14 protein-coding genes are annotated in these 15,684 nt (G+C 52.3%); 11 read left to right on the top strand and 3 right to left on the bottom strand.

What is annotated here, in order from left to right:
- Positions 1 to 91 precede the first annotated feature (91 nt).
- The 9 genes from pilW to A0G03_RS10600 all read left to right on the top strand — a co-directional run bounded on the left by pilW (position 92) and on the right by A0G03_RS10600 (position 9,209).
- Positions 92 to 889 carry a type IV pilus biogenesis/stability protein PilW gene (gene pilW, locus A0G03_RS10640; protein ID WP_189315216.1) on the top strand — a complete coding sequence of 266 codons (798 nt, stop codon included), beginning with the start codon at positions 92 to 94 and terminating at the stop codon, positions 887 to 889.
- Positions 879 to 1,871, top strand: coding sequence for a cytoskeleton protein RodZ (gene rodZ / locus A0G03_RS10635; protein WP_048261470.1), 993 nt, complete (start codon positions 879 to 881; stop codon positions 1,869 to 1,871). The genes pilW and rodZ overlap by 11 nt, the downstream gene beginning before the upstream one ends.
- A 40-nt stretch (positions 1,872 to 1,911) precedes the next feature.
- Positions 1,912 to 3,033 (top strand): flavodoxin-dependent (E)-4-hydroxy-3-methylbut-2-enyl-diphosphate synthase, encoded by a 1,122-nt coding sequence (gene ispG, locus A0G03_RS10630; protein ID WP_048261468.1) that lies wholly within the window; start codon positions 1,912 to 1,914, stop codon positions 3,031 to 3,033.
- A 137-nt stretch (positions 3,034 to 3,170) separates the two neighbouring features.
- Entirely contained in the window at positions 3,171 to 4,445 is a 1,275-nt protein-coding gene (gene hisS, locus A0G03_RS10625) for a histidine--tRNA ligase (protein ID WP_048261466.1), read from the top strand.
- Positions 4,446 to 4,458: 13 nt separating this feature from the next.
- Positions 4,459 to 5,079: a YfgM family protein gene (locus A0G03_RS10620; protein WP_048261464.1), complete on the top strand. Its 621-nt coding sequence runs from the start codon at positions 4,459 to 4,461 to the stop codon at positions 5,077 to 5,079.
- 10 nt (positions 5,080 to 5,089) lie between these two features.
- Positions 5,090 to 6,271 carry an outer membrane protein assembly factor BamB gene (gene bamB / locus A0G03_RS10615; protein ID WP_048261462.1) on the top strand — a complete coding sequence of 394 codons (1,182 nt, stop codon included), beginning with the start codon at positions 5,090 to 5,092 and terminating at the stop codon, positions 6,269 to 6,271.
- Positions 6,272 to 6,415: 144 nt separating this feature from the next.
- Positions 6,416 to 7,903: a ribosome biogenesis GTPase Der gene (gene der, locus A0G03_RS10610; RefSeq protein ID WP_048261460.1), complete on the top strand. Its 1,488-nt coding sequence runs from the start codon at positions 6,416 to 6,418 to the stop codon at positions 7,901 to 7,903.
- A gap of 73 nt (positions 7,904 to 7,976) precedes the next feature.
- Complete coding sequence (locus A0G03_RS10605; protein WP_048261458.1) at positions 7,977 to 8,936, top strand: AEC family transporter; 960 nt, start codon at positions 7,977 to 7,979, stop codon at positions 8,934 to 8,936.
- A gap of 48 nt (positions 8,937 to 8,984) precedes the next feature.
- Positions 8,985 to 9,209: a zinc ribbon domain-containing protein gene (locus A0G03_RS10600; protein ID WP_048261456.1), complete on the top strand. Its 225-nt coding sequence runs from the start codon at positions 8,985 to 8,987 to the stop codon at positions 9,207 to 9,209.
- A gap of 25 nt (positions 9,210 to 9,234) precedes the next feature.
- Here A0G03_RS10600 and A0G03_RS10595 read toward each other — a convergent pair whose 3' ends face one another.
- The 3 genes from A0G03_RS10595 to xseA form a co-directional block, all read right to left on the bottom strand.
- Positions 9,235 to 9,579, bottom strand: a complete 345-nt coding sequence (locus A0G03_RS10595) for a protealysin inhibitor emfourin (protein WP_048261454.1) — start codon at positions 9,577 to 9,579, stop codon at positions 9,235 to 9,237.
- Positions 9,576 to 10,619: a M4 family metallopeptidase gene (locus tag A0G03_RS10590; RefSeq protein WP_048261452.1), complete on the bottom strand. Its 1,044-nt coding sequence runs from the start codon at positions 10,617 to 10,619 to the stop codon at positions 9,576 to 9,578. Before A0G03_RS10590 ends, A0G03_RS10595 begins: the two co-directional genes overlap by 4 nt.
- A 229-nt stretch (positions 10,620 to 10,848) precedes the next feature.
- Positions 10,849 to 12,237, bottom strand: coding sequence for an exodeoxyribonuclease VII large subunit (xseA, locus tag A0G03_RS10585; protein ID WP_048261450.1), 1,389 nt, complete (start codon positions 12,235 to 12,237; stop codon positions 10,849 to 10,851).
- A gap of 171 nt (positions 12,238 to 12,408) precedes the next feature.
- Here xseA and guaB point away from each other — a divergent pair, with 171 nt between their 5' ends.
- The gene (gene guaB / locus A0G03_RS10575) at positions 12,409 to 13,875 is read left to right on the top strand and encodes an IMP dehydrogenase (protein WP_014698969.1); all 1,467 of its coding nucleotides are present in this window, start codon (positions 12,409 to 12,411) and stop codon (positions 13,873 to 13,875) included.
- 107 nt (positions 13,876 to 13,982) lie between these two features.
- Positions 13,983 to 15,560 carry a glutamine-hydrolyzing GMP synthase gene (gene guaA, locus A0G03_RS10570; protein ID WP_048261448.1) on the top strand — a complete coding sequence of 526 codons (1,578 nt, stop codon included), beginning with the start codon at positions 13,983 to 13,985 and terminating at the stop codon, positions 15,558 to 15,560.
- The last annotated feature ends 124 nt before the right edge of the window (positions 15,561 to 15,684 follow it).

Genomic DNA, 15,684 nt, shown 5'->3' with positions numbered 1-15,684 from the left:
AGCGTGCCGCGTTGTTGTCAGGTAGGACGGCGCACTCTGCGCATATTCAGGTAACCTCTTTGGCAAGGATGACAAATGAGGGAGAACAGGGATGGCAAAGCCTCTAGTGCAGGGACTGTCTTTATTACACGGAATAGCGTTAACGCAGGGAATGTATTGGCTGAGTAGCCTGTTTGCGATGTTGCTGCTGGCGGGGTGTGTACATTCGCCTCAGCAGACGACAAATCCAGCTGTCGCCCAAACCCGCTTACAGCTGGGGTTGGCGTATCTGGCGCACAATAATCTGGATTCGGCTCGGCAGAATCTTGAGAAGGCGGTGGCGATTGCCCCGCAGGATTATCGAACACAATTGGGGATGGCGCTTTACGAGCAGCGGATAGGTGAAAACCGTTTGGCTGAACAGCGTTATCAGCATGTGTTGAATAGGGCACCGGAAAATGGCAGCGTCATGAATAATTACGGTGCGTTTCTGTGTAGTTTAGGGCAGTATGTAGCGGCTCAGCGACAGTTTAGTGCGGCTGCACAACTTCCTGATTACAGTCAGGTTGCTGATGCGTTGGAAAATGCGGGATACTGCTTTTTCAATGCTGGACAGACTGAAGACGCGCGCAATTTATTAAGTCGGGCGCTGAAATATGACCCGACGAAAGGCAGTGCTTTGCTGGCAGAAGCAAACAAACAGTTTTCTGCCGGGAAAAATGAGCAAACGCGGTTGCTGCTTGATGTTTATCAGCATAGTCTTCCGGCCAGTGCCGAAAGTTTATGGTTACAGATTCGTTTCGCCGCGTTAGCGGGCCATGATGGCGATAAAGAACGTTATGGCAACGTGCTGGCGCGAAGTTTTCCACAATCTAAACAGTACCAGCATTTCTTAGCTAATGAATACTGAAACCACCCAAGATACAACAGAAGCAAAACTACCCGGCGAACGTCTGCGTGAGGCGCGTGAACGCCTTGGTCTGACTCAGCAAACTATTGCCGAGCGTTTGTGCCTTAAAATCACCACCGTCCGTGATATTGAAGACGGTACGACTCCTGCTGATTTAGCGCCGACCTTTCTGCGCGGCTATATCCGTTCTTATGCCAAGCTGGTTCATTTGCCTGAAGGTGACCTGCTTCCCGTAGTGGATAAACAAGCTGCGCCTAAAACGATCTCGGTTTCGCCGATGCAGAGTTTTTCGCTGAAAAAAAGCCGCAAAAAGCGTGATGGCTGGTTGATGACAATCACCTGGCTGGTCGTGCTGGTTGTTCTTGGACTGACAGGCGCGTGGTGGTGGCAAAACCATCAGGCTCAACAGGCTGAGATCAATAGCATGGTCGATCACGCTAGTTCGATGCAGGCGCAAACGGAAGGGCAGTCAGTTCCGCTGATGGATAACAGTGCTCCGCAGGAAACGGCGGCACCGGGTTCCGTAGCGACACCGCCTTCAACGCCAGTCGATCTGTCCGCTACTATCGCGGCGACAACGTCTCCTTCTTCTACAATCGCATCCTCTGCTGCACTGTCCAGCCAATCACCTTCACAGGCGAACGCCACACAGCTGCAGGCTGTGGGTAACGCATTGTTAGGCGCTGGGGCAGTTGCACCGACTGCTACGGTAGCGGATAGCAATCCAGTCTCGGCAGCGCATGCATTGGTGATGACTTTTACTGCCGATTGCTGGTTGGAAGTCACGGATGCCAGCGGTAAGAAACTGTTTAGCGGCATGCAGCGTAATGGCGGCACGCTGAATCTGGATGGTCAGTCACCCTATAAGCTAAAAATTGGTGCACCTGCTGCGGTACAGATTCAATTTCAAGGTAAGCCAGTCGATTTAACCCGATTCGTGCGCAGCAGTCAGGTTGCACGCCTGACGTTGACTGCAGAATAACGTGTTGTTCAGGTAAGACTGCAATGTTGGAGATGAAGTAATGCATAACGCTGCACCCATAACCCGTCGAAAATCAACACGGATTTACGTCGGCAAGGTGCCTGTTGGTGATGGTGCGCCGATTGCGGTGCAATCCATGACCAACACCCGAACCACCGACGTTGAAGCAACCGTCAATCAAATCAAAGCGCTGGAACGTGTTGGCGTCGATATCGTCCGCGTTTCTGTGCCGACTATGGACGCGGCGGAAGCCTTTAAGCTTATCAAACAGCAGGTGAATGTCCCGTTAGTTGCTGACATTCATTTTGACTACCGCATCGCGCTGAAAGTCGCGGAATATGGCGTCGACTGTCTGCGTATCAATCCCGGCAATATTGGTAACGAAGAGCGTATTCGCTCGGTTGTCGACTGTGCACGTTACAACAATATCCCGATCCGCATTGGTGTGAACGGCGGTTCGCTGGAAAAAGATATACAGGAAAAATATGGTGAACCAACGCCGGAAGCATTGCTGGAATCGGCGATGCGCCATGTTGATATCCTTGATCGCCTGAACTTCGATCAGTTTAAAGTCAGCGTTAAAGCCTCGGATGTTTTCCTTGCGGTGCAATCCTATCGTCTGCTGGCATCACGTATTGATCAGCCTCTGCACCTTGGTATCACCGAAGCCGGTGGGGCGCGCAGCGGTGCGGTGAAATCGGCTATCGGCCTCGGTTTACTGCTGTCTGAAGGTATTGGCGATACGCTGCGTATCTCATTAGCGGCCGATCCGGTTGAAGAAGTGAAAGTCGGCTTCGATATTCTGAAGTCACTGCGTATTCGTGCACGTGGAATCAACTTCATTGCTTGTCCGACTTGCTCTCGTCAGGAATTTGACGTGATCGGTACGGTGAACGCCCTAGAACAACGGCTGGAAGATCTCATCACGCCGATGGATGTCTCGATTATCGGTTGCGTGGTGAATGGCCCCGGTGAAGCGCTGGTGTCTACCATTGGTGTAACGGGTGGGCACAATAAGAGCGGCTTCTATGAAGACGGCGTGCGGCAGAGAGAGCGCTTCGATAACGAACAGATGATCGATCAGTTAGAAGCCAAGATCCGTGCGAAAGCCTCCATGATGGACGAAAATCAGCGTATTACCGTCAATCTGGTGGATAGGTAACCCTGACGGCGTGACGGTATGCCGTCACCCGCATAATTCACGATTCCTGAACCCGATGGGGATGCCCCGCATTGAAGATGCGACGACAATCCCTCTATAATCGGGTTTATTTTTTGAAAAACGCATAGAGAACTGACGTGGCAAAAAATATTCAAGCCATTCGCGGCATGAACGATTACCTGCCAGCCGAAACGGCATTGTGGCAGCGTATTGAAAACAGCCTGAAACAGGTGCTCAGTGGCTACGGCTATAATGAAATTCGTTTGCCGATTGTCGAGCAAACACCGCTGTTTAAGCGCGCTATCGGTGAAGTGACTGACGTCGTTGAAAAAGAGATGTATACCTTTGACGATCGCAATGGCGATAGCCTGACGCTGCGCCCAGAAGGGACAGCAGGCTGTGTTCGCGCCGGTATTGAGCACGGTATTCTCTACAATCAGGAACAGCGGCTGTGGTATGTCGGCCCGATGTTCCGCTACGAGCGTCCGCAGAAAGGGCGTTATCGCCAGTTTCATCAGTTAGGCTGTGAAGTTTTTGGTTTGCAAGGGCCGGATATTGATGCCGAACTGATCCTGATGACGGCTCGCTGGTGGCGAGTGCTGGGCATCTCCGATCATGTAAAACTGGAACTGAATTCGATTGGTTCGTTAGACGCGCGTGCCCGCTATCGCGACGCGCTGGTGGCGTTCCTCGAACAGCATAAAGATCAGCTCGATGAAGACTGCCTGCGCCGGATGTACACCAATCCGTTGCGCGTTCTGGATACGAAAAATCCACAGATTCAAGAATTGCTGAATGAGGCTCCAGTGCTGACGGACTATCTGGATGACGAATCGCGAGCACACTTTGAAACGCTGTGTGAACTTTTAACGCAGTCCGGTATCCCATATACCGTTAATCCGCGTCTGGTCCGTGGTTTGGATTACTATAACCGCACCGTATTTGAGTGGGTGACGACCAGTCTGGGTGCTCAGGGCACGGTCTGTGCCGGTGGGCGTTATGATGGTATGGTGGAACAACTGGGCGGACACGCGACGCCAGCGGTTGGTTTTGCGATGGGACTGGAACGTTTGGTTCTGTTGGTTCAGTCTGTGAACCCGGATTTCAAAGCACCGTCAGGCGTAGATGCTTATCTGATTTCTTCCGGTGCGGGAACGCAGGTTGCCGCAATGCAACTGGCGGAGAAATTACGTGATGCGCTGCCGCAGTTGAAACTGATGACCAATTACGGTGGTGGCAACTTTAAGAAACAATTCGCTCGCGCTGATAAATGGGGCGCACGCGTCGCATTGGTATTAGGTGAAAATGAAGTGGCGGCCGGTCAGGTTGTGGTTAAAAACCTGAGTAATGGCGAGCAGGATACATTGGCACAGGCCGACGTCGCATCGCGGCTGGCAACGTTACTGGATTGAGGAGAGAGACACCGTGGAAGTCTATACCACAGAGAATGAACAGGTTGATGCACTACGTCGTTTCCTCGCGGAGAACGGAAAGGCGTTAGTTGTCGGTGTTGTGTTGGGCGTCGGTGCACTGGTTGGCTGGCGTTTCTGGCAAAGTCATCAAAATGACAGCGTGCAGGCAGCATCTGCGTCTTATCAGCAGGTAACGGAACAATTGGCCGAAGGTAAAGCTGAAGCAATTGCTTCAACAGAGAAATTTACGGCCGAGAATAAGAATACCTATGGTGCGCTCGCTTCTCTGGAACTGGCTCGTCATTACGTTGATCAGAAAGATTTTGCTAAAGCAGCACAGCAGTTGGTACAGGCACAGTCGCAAACTAAAGATGCCGATTTGCTGGCGGTGGTGAATCTGCGTTTGGCGCGGGTTCAGCTACAGGAAAACAAAGCGGATGACGCACTGAAAACGTTGGATGCCATCAAGCTGGAAGGCTGGGCATCACAGGCTGCTGAAGTGCGTGGCGATATCCTGGCTAGCAAAGGGGATAATCAGGCTGCGCGCGATGCCTACAACAAAGGGTTGTCTTCCAATCCATCGCAGGCACAGCAAGCGTTACTGCGCATGAAACTGAATAACCTGTCCAGCTAAGAGGAATTCCATGCAATTGCGTAAAACACTGTTGGTAGGACTGGTTTCTGTTGCCCTGCTGAGCGGATGCTCGCTGTTTAACAGCGAAGAAGATGTCGTCACTATGTCTCCACTGCCGCAGGTGGAAAACCAGTTCACGCCAACCAAGGTGTGGAACAGCTCGGTGGGAAGTGGGATTGGTGAGTTTTATTCCAACCTTCATCCTGCGTGGCAGGATAATCGCGTTTTTGCCGCCGATCGTCGTGGCACGGTGAAAGCGATGGATCTGAGTGACGGCAAAGAGATTTGGCGCGCGGATCTGTCAGAGAAGACCAATTTCTTCTCTCGCAATAACCCGGCGCTGCTGTCTGGTGGGGTAACGGTTTCTGGTAACCATGTCTATGTCGGCAGCGAAAAGGCGCAGGTCTATGCGCTGAATGCGGAAGATGGTACGCCAGTATGGCAGACGAAAGTGGCAGGTGAAGCGCTGTCTCGTCCTGTCGTTAGCGATGGTGTCGTGTTGATTCACACCAGCAACGGTATGTTGCAGGCCTTGAATGAAGCCGATGGCGCAATCAAGTGGAGCGTTAACCTCGATATGCCGACGCTGTCTCTGCGTGGTGAATCTGCACCGACAACCGCATTTGGTGCGGCGATTGTCGGCGGTGACAACGGTCGTGTGAATGCTGTAATGATCAATCAGGGCCAGCTCATCTGGCAACAGCGTATTTCACAGCCGAGTGGCGCAACCGAAATCGATCGTCTAAATGATGTCGACACGACGCCAGTTGTCGCGGGCGAAGTGGTTTACGCACTAGGGTACAATGGCAACATGACCGCGCTGGATCTGCGTTCTGGTCAGGTTCTGTGGAAGCGTGAACTGGGTTCAGTGCATGATTTCCTCATTGACGGCGACCGCATCTATCTGGTCGATCAGGACGATCGCGTTGTGGCGTTGAACACCAACGGCGGCGTGAGCCTGTGGCGCCAAAGCGATCTGTTGCACCGTAACCTAACGGCTCCGGCGCTGTATAACGGTTATCTGGTTGTGGGTGATGCCGAAGGGTACCTGCACTGGCTGAATACGGCAGATGGCCGCTTTGTGGCGCAACAAAAAGTGGATAGCTCTGGTTTCCTGAGCAAGCCTGTAGTTGCCAGCGACAAGCTGCTGATTCAGGCGAAAAACGGTGATGTCTACGCGTTCACTCGCTAGGTAACCCCGTATTGATTTGGAGCGCAGCGCTTTTGGATGCGTTCCCATAACGGCTCCTGACATTATCAGGGGCCGTTTCGTCTTTTTATCGTCAGCGAGTGTTTCGCTGTAACGTATTGAAATATAAGTAATGAGGTTGTAACAATGATACCTGTCGTCGCGCTGGTCGGGCGCCCGAATGTGGGGAAATCCACGCTATTTAACCGCTTAACGCGCACTCGTGATGCATTGGTGGCGGATTTCCCTGGGCTGACTCGTGACCGCAAGTATGGTCGTGCAGAAGTGGAAGGGCATGAATTTATTATCGTCGATACTGGTGGTATCGATGGTACGGAAGACGGTGTGGAAACGCGTATGGCCGGTCAATCGCTGGTGGCGATTGAAGAGGCGGACATCGTGCTGTTCATGGTCGATGCTCGCGCGGGGTTGATGCCTGCGGATGAAGGCATTGCCAAGCATTTACGCAGCCGCGAAAAGACGACGGTGCTGGTTGCTAACAAAACTGATGGTCTTGACCCAGATATGGTCACGGCAGATTTTTATTCACTCGGTATGGGCGAAGTTTACGCTATCGCTGCATCTCATGGCCGTGGTGTGACATCGCTGCTGGAAACGGTTCTGCTGCCGTTCGTACAAGATGAAATAGAAGAGCCGGTCGAGCTAACCGAAGAAGAAGAGAACGCGGCTTATTGGGCAGCGTTAGAAGCGGAAGAGCAGGCCAGCGAAGAAGAAGCGGAAGACGATTTCAATCCTGAAGATTTGCCGATCAAACTGGCGATTGTCGGGCGTCCGAATGTGGGTAAATCTACGCTGACTAACCGTATTCTGGGTGAAGAGCGTGTGGTGGTATACGACATGCCGGGCACGACGCGTGACAGTATCTACATCCCGATGGTGCGCGATGAACGTGAATATATTCTGATTGATACCGCTGGGGTACGTAAGCGCGGAAAAGTCACGGAAACGGTAGAAAAATTCTCCGTCATCAAGACGTTGCAGGCGATTGAAGATGCCAACGTAGTGCTGCTGGTCATCGATGCGCGTGAAGGCATTTCCGATCAGGATCTCTCGCTGCTGGGCTTTATCCTCAATAGTGGGCGCTCACTGGTGATCGTGGTGAACAAATGGGATGGCCTGTCGCAGGAAGTTCGTGACCAAGTGAAAGATACGCTGGATCTGCGCCTCGGCTTTATCGATTTTGCCCGTATTCACTTTATTTCTGCGCTACACGGTAGCGGCGTAGGTAACCTGTTTGAATCTGTTACCGAAGCGTACTCTTGCGCCACCCGCCGCGTGAGTACGGCCATGTTGACCCGTATCATGCAAATGGCATCAGACGATCACCAACCGCCGTTGGTGCGCGGTCGTCGCGTGAAGCTGAAATATGCTCACGCTGGGGGTTATAACCCACCGATTGTGGTGATCCACGGTAATCAGGTGAAAGACCTGCCGGACTCCTACAAGCGCTACCTGATGAACTACTATCGCCGTTCGCTGGAAGTGATGGGCACGCCGATTCGTATTCAGTTTAAAGAAGGGGAAAACCCCTTTGCAGACAAGCGCAACAAGCTGACGCCAACTCAGCTACGCAAGCGCAAGCGGTTGATGTCGCATCTTAAAAAAAGTAAGTGATTTATTAACGGGGCGAATAGCAATATTCGCCCCGTTTTGTCAGAGACGAAACGAATAATAATTAAGGAAAGTCATGTCCTGGGAAACTTGGAGTTTTGCATTCAACGTCACGATGCCTAATGTACTTATGTTGTTGATAGGTATTGCATTACGCAAGTTTAATCTCCTTAATGATGCGTTTTGTGATACGGCAATGCGGGTTGTATTCAACCTTTCTCTTCCCTGTCTGTTGTTTTTTAGTGTTGCAGGTAATCACACGTCTTTCGCAAGCCAGTGGCCACTGGTGGTTTATGGGACGATAGGGACATTAGCGACGTTTCTGCTGCTGGAAATCGCGGCGGTGAGGCTAGTCAAGGATCCAAAGGAACGTGGCATCTTTGTGCAAGGGGGATTCCGTTCGAATACGGGTGTCATGGGGCTGGCTTTTGCGATGAGCGCCTATGGTGAAGAGGGCGTTGCTGTCGGGTCAATGTATCTGATGGTGACAGTAATTATGTTCAATGCGCTGTCCGTTATCACGTTAACGCGTAGCTTGCAGCGGCAATCCCCTGAGCAAAAAATCCCCGTAAGCCAACTGCTGCGGGGAATTGTGACAAACCCGCTGATTATTGGTCTGCTTCTCGGGGCAGCATATGGGCAAAGCCACCTGCCGATGCCAAGTGTGATTAAGCAAACTGGCGGCTTTATCTCCTCTATGGCCTTACCGTTGGCGCTGCTGTGTGCGGGTGCCAGTCTGGAGTGGCGTAGCATGTTCCGTTCATCCAATGTTGCTGTGTTGTCTTCCGTTGCGAAGATATTCGTTGTACCGGGGTTGCTCACCGTGGGTGGATGGCTTGTTGGTTTTCGCGGTGTTGAGCTGGGAATTATTTTTCTGTTTTCCTCAACGCCAACCGCAGCAGGTAGTTATGCCATGACGCGTGCGATGGGCGGAAATGCGACGCTGGCGGCGAATATCATTGGACTGACGACGGTTGGTGCATTTTTCATGATTGCCATTGGGCTGTATGTGCTGCGTTCGCTCAGCGTTATCTAATGCCTGATAGCGATTAGTGAGCCACTGATAACCGCAACGGGGGAAAATATGGATGTGCTTTGTCCTGATTGTCACAACACGATGATGTGGCAGACTGATGGGGCTTTCCTGTGCGAGGCCTGCCAGCTGCGTTATCTGCGTGAGGCTGCCTGTCCTGAATGTAAGCACTTGCTTCAGGAATTGAAAGCCTGCGGCGCGGTGGATTATTTCTGCCAGCAGCACGGGATGATTTCTAAGCGACGGGTAGTGTTTAGCTACACGCTTGCCGATTAAATTCAGCGTTACTACTAATCCGCTGTTACTGCGGTAGGCCATTGCGCCACAAATCAGCCAACTCCGGCGGCGCGCTGTCTTCAGGGATCAGCAAGATAATATCGGCATACTGATTCTGCTGCGGGTGACTGTAGCGAATACTGATACGGTAATAAAATTGGTCGCCACGGCCTGGACCGTCAGGTTCGCCGGGTTCGCGAGCCTGAGGGAAAGCATCACGGATCGCATTACAAATACGCGCCCGTTCGGATGAAGGGACGCTGGCGAGCGCGAAGTGTCGCGTCCCCGCCAGTTTAGGGATCCAGGCAAAACCTCCTTCACGCGCCAGTTCAATAGTGGCGTCGTCGTTGAGATCCGGTAGCGTTTTCATAAGAACTCCTGCCGTACCTCCACGCCCACGGTTTCCCACGATTGCTGGACGATGTCAGCAACGGTGTGGTTAAAGCGTTGGGTTGCATGTTGAATCGTGTGGCGTGCGAAAATCTCGAAATCCGCATTTTGTGGTAGCGTTTTGTCACACAGCGTGTCGTACCAGATTCGGCCCGCTTTTTCCCAGGAATGACCGCCTAGCGCGATGGCTGTCAGATAGAACGCTCGGTTGGGAATACCTGAATTCAAATGTACGCCGCCGTTGTCTTCACGCGTGTTCACATATTCATTCATGTGGGAGGGTTGGGGATCGATACCCAACAGCTCATCATCATACGCTGTGCCTGGATGAGACATAGAGCGTAGCCCCATGCCATGGATACCCTCTGCCAGAAGCTCAGCACCGATAAACCAGTCGGCCTGCTCAGCGGTTTGCCCTAAATGATACTGTTTGACCATGGAACCAAAGACGTCGGACAGCGATTCATTGAGTGCACCGGACTGACGGAAATAAATCAGCCCTGCTTCATGTTCGGTGATGCCGTGAGCGAGTTCATGCGCAACCACATCAAGCGCAATCGTGAAGCGATTGAATATTTTCCCGTCGCCGTCCCCAAACACCATCTGCTGTCCGTTCCAGAAGGCATTCTGGTAATCCTGGCCGTAATGTACTGTGCCAGCTAGCGTCAGACCTTCAGCGTCCAGCGAGTTACGTTGGAAAACCTTCCAGAAGAAGTCATAGGTTACGCCTAGATAGTCATAGGCCTCATCTACGGCGACATCACCATTGCTCAATTGACCTTCACCACGTACTAGCTTGCCAGGCAACAGTTGCTGCTGTTCGGCATCGTGTATGTGACGATTTGCCTGCCCAGCGGGCAATTTCTCATGAGGTTCAGGGCGCGGATTGTGGCTGACCATTAATGATTGAACGTGCATCAGCGTTTGTTGCGCGCAGTGGCGCTGCTCGTCGGTACCGTTTGCGATAATACGATGCAGAATATAAGGGGGGATCACACTACAAATCGGTCTGGACTTCATACCTCATCTCCTTGAAAACACTCATCAGGGGTAACACAGACGATCAATAAAGCTCACTGTATTGTTATCCCACCTGCTTCACCGCGAACATGCGGCTTGAAGTATGGCGGGCATAAATTTTAGTGAGCTGGAAATGAGTATAGTTCAGATGTCAGGGGTAAGAATGGGGGATCGCCGTCGTTTTAGGATAAATCCCCATACTGTATATTTTATGCTAATCGCGTGATTTTTATGACTGAGATGAGGGTTTTCGCCGCTTTTTCACCGAACTAGGATTTGGAACCAGCGTCGTGACCTGACTTTCCACCCAACCGTCCTGCAAACGGGTTTTCAATGTTTCACCGGGGGTAATTTGCGCGACGTTTTTCAGCACTTTACCGTCCGGTGCTGTGGTGACGTTATAGCCGCGTGCCAGCGTTGCCAGCGGGCTAACGCCTTCCAGTCGCGAACAGGCTATGCCCAGCTTCTGCTTATTCTGATTCAACTGACGTTCGACCGCGCTCTGCATCTGATAGCTAAGTTGCTGCAAACGTTGCTGTGCACGATGAATTCGGGTCTGCGGTTGCTGTTGCATCAGACGCTGTTGTAAGCGTTCACTCCGGCGCGAGGTCTGCCGAAGTTGCTGCTGCATGGCATCATCCAGCCGTTGGCGCAGTTTGACCAACTGAGCCTGCTGGCGTGCCAGCCTGAGCTGTGGATGCTGCTGCTGTAAGCGATGGTGCAGGCGGGTAAACTCTCGATTGCGCTGGGCAAGGTAGTAGTCCATCGCCATTTCCAGACGCTGGCGCTGGGACTGGATCTGGCGCAACAGCTCAAGTTGGTTACGACTCACTAACTCGGCAGCGGCGGACGGCGTAGGTGCGCGCAGGTCACCGACGAAATCGGCAATGGTGACATCGGTTTCATGGCCGACGGCGCTGACGATTGGAATGCGGCTGGCGAAGATAGCGCGAGCTACGCGTTCGTCGTTAAAGCTCCAGAGATCTTCCAGCGAACCGCCGCCGCGCCCAACAATTAATACGTCACACTCATCTCTCCGGTTAGCCAGTTCGATGGCGCGGACAATCTGTAGCGGCGCTTCCGCCCCTTGCACCGACGTGGGATACACGATAACCGGCAGCGATGGATCGCGACGCTGTAACACCTGCAAGATATCGTGCAGGGCGGCACCGCTGGCTGACGTAATCACTCCGACCTGTTTGGCGGGAGAGGGAAGCACTTGCTTAAACTGCTGGTCGAACAGCCCTTCGGCGGCGAGGCGCTGCTTGAGCTGTTCAAATTGTTGCTGTAACAGGCCGTCGCCAGCGGGCTGCATGCTTTCCGCCAGTAGCTGATAGTCGCCACGGGGTTCATACAGCGTAATGCTCGCGCGAATAAGAACCTGCTGACCATTTTGCGGGCGGAACGTTACTTTACGGTTGCTAGTGCGGAACATCGCGCAGCGCACCTGTGCCCGTTCGTCTTTTAGCGTGAAATACCAGTGGCCGGATGAGGGCTGAGAAAGGTTGGAAATTTCGCCGGAGAGCCAAATCTGGCCCATTTCCATTTCCAACAGTTGTCTAACCGTCTGATTCAGGCGGCTAACGGTAAAAATTGCAGAGGAGGGAAATTGAGACATTGTGAGCCAGATCAAATTTTAAAACAGTCACTTAATTGATCGATACTACCTACCTGAAACAGGTAATCAAGCATTTTAGTAAAATAATGCTGGAGGCAACCGATTACGCTCTGTATAATGCCACGGCAATATTTTATCTATTCTTACATCCACCTTGGTGAGATATTGCCCATGCTACGTATCGCTAAAGAAGCACTGACGTTTGACGACGTCCTCCTGATTCCTGCTCATTCTACTGTTCTGCCTAATACTGCCGATCTGTCTACGCAGTTGACGAAAAACATTCGCCTGAATATTCCTATGCTGTCCGCAGCAATGGATACCGTTACCGAATCCGGCCTCGCTATTGCGCTGGCGCAGGAAGGCGGTTTGGGCTTTATTCACAAAAACATGTCGATTGAACGTCAGGCTGAAGAAGTTAGCCGCGTGAAAAAACATGAAAGCGGCGTTGTGGTTGATCCACAAACAGTCACGCCAGAAACGACGCTGCGTGAAATGAAAGAACTGACCGAGCGTAACGGCTTTGCGGGTTACCCGGTTGTAGCAAAAGACAACGAACTGGTCGGTATCATTACCGGTCGTGACGTGCGTTTTGTTACCGATCTGGAAAAACCGGTTAGCGCGTTCATGACGCCGAAAGAGCGTCTGGTCACCGTTAAAGAAGGCGAAGCGCGTGATGTCGTGCTGCAAAAAATGCACGAAAAACGCGTTGAAAAAGCGCTGGTGATTGACGATCAATTCCACCTGATCGGCATGATCACCGTAAAAGATTTCCAGAAAGCAGAACGTAAACCGAACGCCTGTAAAGACGAACACGGTCGTTTGCGTGTAGGCGCGGCAGTTGGTGCTGGCGCAGGTAACGAAGAGCGTGTTGATGCGCTGGTTGCCGCAGGCGTTGACGTACTGCTGATCGACTCCTCACACGGTCATTCCGAAGGCGTATTGCAGCGTATTCGTGAAACACGCGCTAAATACCCGAACCTCGAAATCATCGGCGGCAACGTTGCGACGGGCTCAGGGGCGAAAGCACTGGTTGAAGCAGGCGTTAGCGCGGTGAAAGTCGGTATCGGCCCTGGCTCTATCTGTACGACCCGTATCGTTACTGGCGTGGGCGTACCGCAGATTACTGCGATCTCCGATGCAGTTGAAGCGCTGGAAGGCACGGGCATTCCGGTCATCGCCGACGGCGGTATCCGCTTCTCCGGCGACATCGCTAAAGCCATCGCAGCAGGCGCAGCCTGTGTCATGGTCGGTTCTATGCTGGCAGGTACGGAAGAATCACCGGGTGAAATCGAACTGTATCAGGGTCGTTCATTCAAATCTTATCGCGGTATGGGTTCACTGGGCGCGATGTCCAAAGGCTCATCAGACCGTTACTTCCAGACCGATAACGCTGCTGACAAATTGGTGCCGGAAGGTATCGAAGGTCGCGTAGCCTATAAAGGTCGCCTGAAAGAGATCGTTCACCAGCAGATGGGCGGCTTGCGCTCCTGTATGGGGCTGACCGGTTGTGCCACTATCGACGCGCTGCGTACGCAGGCTGAGTTTGTGCGCATCAGCGGCGCTGGCATTCAGGAAAGCCACGTTCACGACGTTACCATTACTAAAGAGTCACCAAACTACCGTATGGGTTCATAAGGTAATTTGCGGGCTGATTTAACCCGATAAACCCGGTACTATTGCCTACCTTTTTAGGGCTATTCGCCGGGTTTACTTATTTTTTAGCTTTTTGGAACACGCTCCTCATGACTGAAAACATTCATCAACACCGCATTCTTATTCTGGATTTCGGCTCGCAGTATACGCAACTGGTCGCACGTCGCGTGCGTGAACTGGGCGTTTACTGTGAACTGTGGGCATGGGATGTCACGGAAGCGCAGATTCGCGGGTTTAATCCGAACGGGATCATCTTGTCCGGTGGCCCGGAAAGCACCACCGAATTTGGCAGCCCGCGCGCGCCAGAATACGTTTTCAACGCTGGTGTACCGGTATTAGGCGTGTGCTACGGCATGCAAACGATGGCGATGCAGTTGGGTGGCCACGTTGAAGGTTCCAATGAGCGCGAGTTTGGTTATGCGCAGGTCGAAGTAAAAACTAATAGCGCGCTGGTGCGTGATATTCAGGATGCGTTGAGCGCCACGGGCGCACCGCTGCTGGATGTCTGGATGAGCCACGGCGACAAAGTAACGGCGATCCCTGAAGGGTTTGAGACCGTTGCCAGCACGGATACCTGTCCGTTCGCTATCATGGCTAACGAAGAAAAACGTTTTTACGGCGTACAGTTCCACCCGGAAGTGACGCACACGCGTCAAGGTCAGCGCATGTTAGAGCGTTTTGTCCTTGATATTTGCCAGTGTGAAGCTTTGTGGACGCCAGCCAAGATTATCGACGATGCGGTGAACCGTATTCGCGAGCAGGTGGGTAACGACCACGTGATTCTAGGTCTGTCTGGCGGTGTGGATTCTTCCGTTACCGCGATGCTGCTGCACCGTGCGATTGGTGACCGCCTGACCTGCGTGTTTGTCGACAACGGCCTGCTTCGCCTGAACGAAGCCGATCAGGTTCTGGAAATGTTCGGCGATAATTTTGGTCTGAACATTGTTCATGTGGCGGCTGAAGATCGCTTCCTGAACGAGCTGGCTGGTGAAGATGAGCCAGAAGCCAAGCGTAAAATCATTGGCCGCGTGTTTGTTGAAGTGTTCGATGAAGAAGCTAACAAGCAAGCCGAAGTGAAATGGCTGGCGCAAGGCACCATCTACCCGGACGTGATCGAATCTGCGGCGTCTGCTACTGGCAAAGCACACGTAATCAAGTCACACCACAACGTGGGTGGCCTGCCGAAAGAGATGAAGCTGGGTCTGGTTGAGCCGCTGAAAGAGCTGTTCAAAGACGAAGTGCGCAAGATCGGTCTGGAATTGGGTCTGCCGTACAACATGCTGTACCGCCATCCGTTCCCTGGCCCAGGTTTGGGCGTCCGCGTACTGGGTGAAGTGAAGAAAGAATACTGTGACCTGCTGCGTCGTGCAGATGCAATCTTTATCGAAGAACTGCACAAAGCTGACCTGTACAACAAGGTTAGCCAGGCATTCACCGTCTTCCTGCCAGTTCGCTCTGTAGGCGTGATGGGTGATGGCCGTAAATACGATTGGGTCGTCGCGCTGCGCGCGGTAGAAACCATCGACTTTATGACCGCGCACTGGGCACATCTGCCATACGATTTCCTCGGCCGTGTATCCAACCGCATCATCAACGAAGTCGACGGCATCTCCCGCGTTGTTTATGACGTATCGGGCAAGCCACCGGCAACGATTGAGTGGGAATAAGTTCTTTCTAATTTTTGTACCAGTGAAAACACCAGCATGCTTTGTTGCTGCTGGTGCTTTTTTATAAGAAAATTATACTCACATTGGTGAGTAATATATTATTAATATTACAGGTTTTTAAATT

This window comes from Pectobacterium peruviense (assembly GCF_002847345.1).
Classification (GTDB): Bacteria; Pseudomonadota; Gammaproteobacteria; order Enterobacterales; family Enterobacteriaceae; genus Pectobacterium; species Pectobacterium peruviense.
The sequence above is the reverse complement of the archived record's forward strand: the minus strand, read 5'-3'. Positions and strand labels throughout refer to the sequence as shown.

What these genes read in the sequence shown, in the direction of transcription:
- pilW (WP_189315216.1), top strand. Translation starts at nt 92, where the DNA reads ATGGCAAAGCCTCTAGTGCAGGGACTGTCTTTATTACACGGAATAGCG.
- rodZ (WP_048261470.1), top strand. Translation starts at nt 879, where the DNA reads ATGAATACTGAAACCACCCAAGATACAACAGAAGCAAAACTACCCGGC.
- ispG (WP_048261468.1), top strand. Translation starts at nt 1,912, where the DNA reads ATGCATAACGCTGCACCCATAACCCGTCGAAAATCAACACGGATTTAC.
- bamB (WP_048261462.1), top strand. Translation starts at nt 5,090, where the DNA reads ATGCAATTGCGTAAAACACTGTTGGTAGGACTGGTTTCTGTTGCCCTG.
- der (WP_048261460.1), top strand. Translation starts at nt 6,416, where the DNA reads ATGATACCTGTCGTCGCGCTGGTCGGGCGCCCGAATGTGGGGAAATCC.
- A0G03_RS10605 (WP_048261458.1), top strand. Translation starts at nt 7,977, where the DNA reads ATGTCCTGGGAAACTTGGAGTTTTGCATTCAACGTCACGATGCCTAAT.
- A0G03_RS10600 (WP_048261456.1), top strand. Translation starts at nt 8,985, where the DNA reads ATGGATGTGCTTTGTCCTGATTGTCACAACACGATGATGTGGCAGACT.
- A0G03_RS10595 (WP_048261454.1), bottom strand. Translation starts at nt 9,579, where the DNA reads ATGAAAACGCTACCGGATCTCAACGACGACGCCACTATTGAACTGGCG.
- A0G03_RS10590 (WP_048261452.1), bottom strand. Translation starts at nt 10,619, where the DNA reads ATGAAGTCCAGACCGATTTGTAGTGTGATCCCCCCTTATATTCTGCAT.
- xseA (WP_048261450.1), bottom strand. Translation starts at nt 12,237, where the DNA reads ATGTCTCAATTTCCCTCCTCTGCAATTTTTACCGTTAGCCGCCTGAAT.
- guaB (WP_014698969.1), top strand. Translation starts at nt 12,409, where the DNA reads ATGCTACGTATCGCTAAAGAAGCACTGACGTTTGACGACGTCCTCCTG.
- guaA (WP_048261448.1), top strand. Translation starts at nt 13,983, where the DNA reads ATGACTGAAAACATTCATCAACACCGCATTCTTATTCTGGATTTCGGC.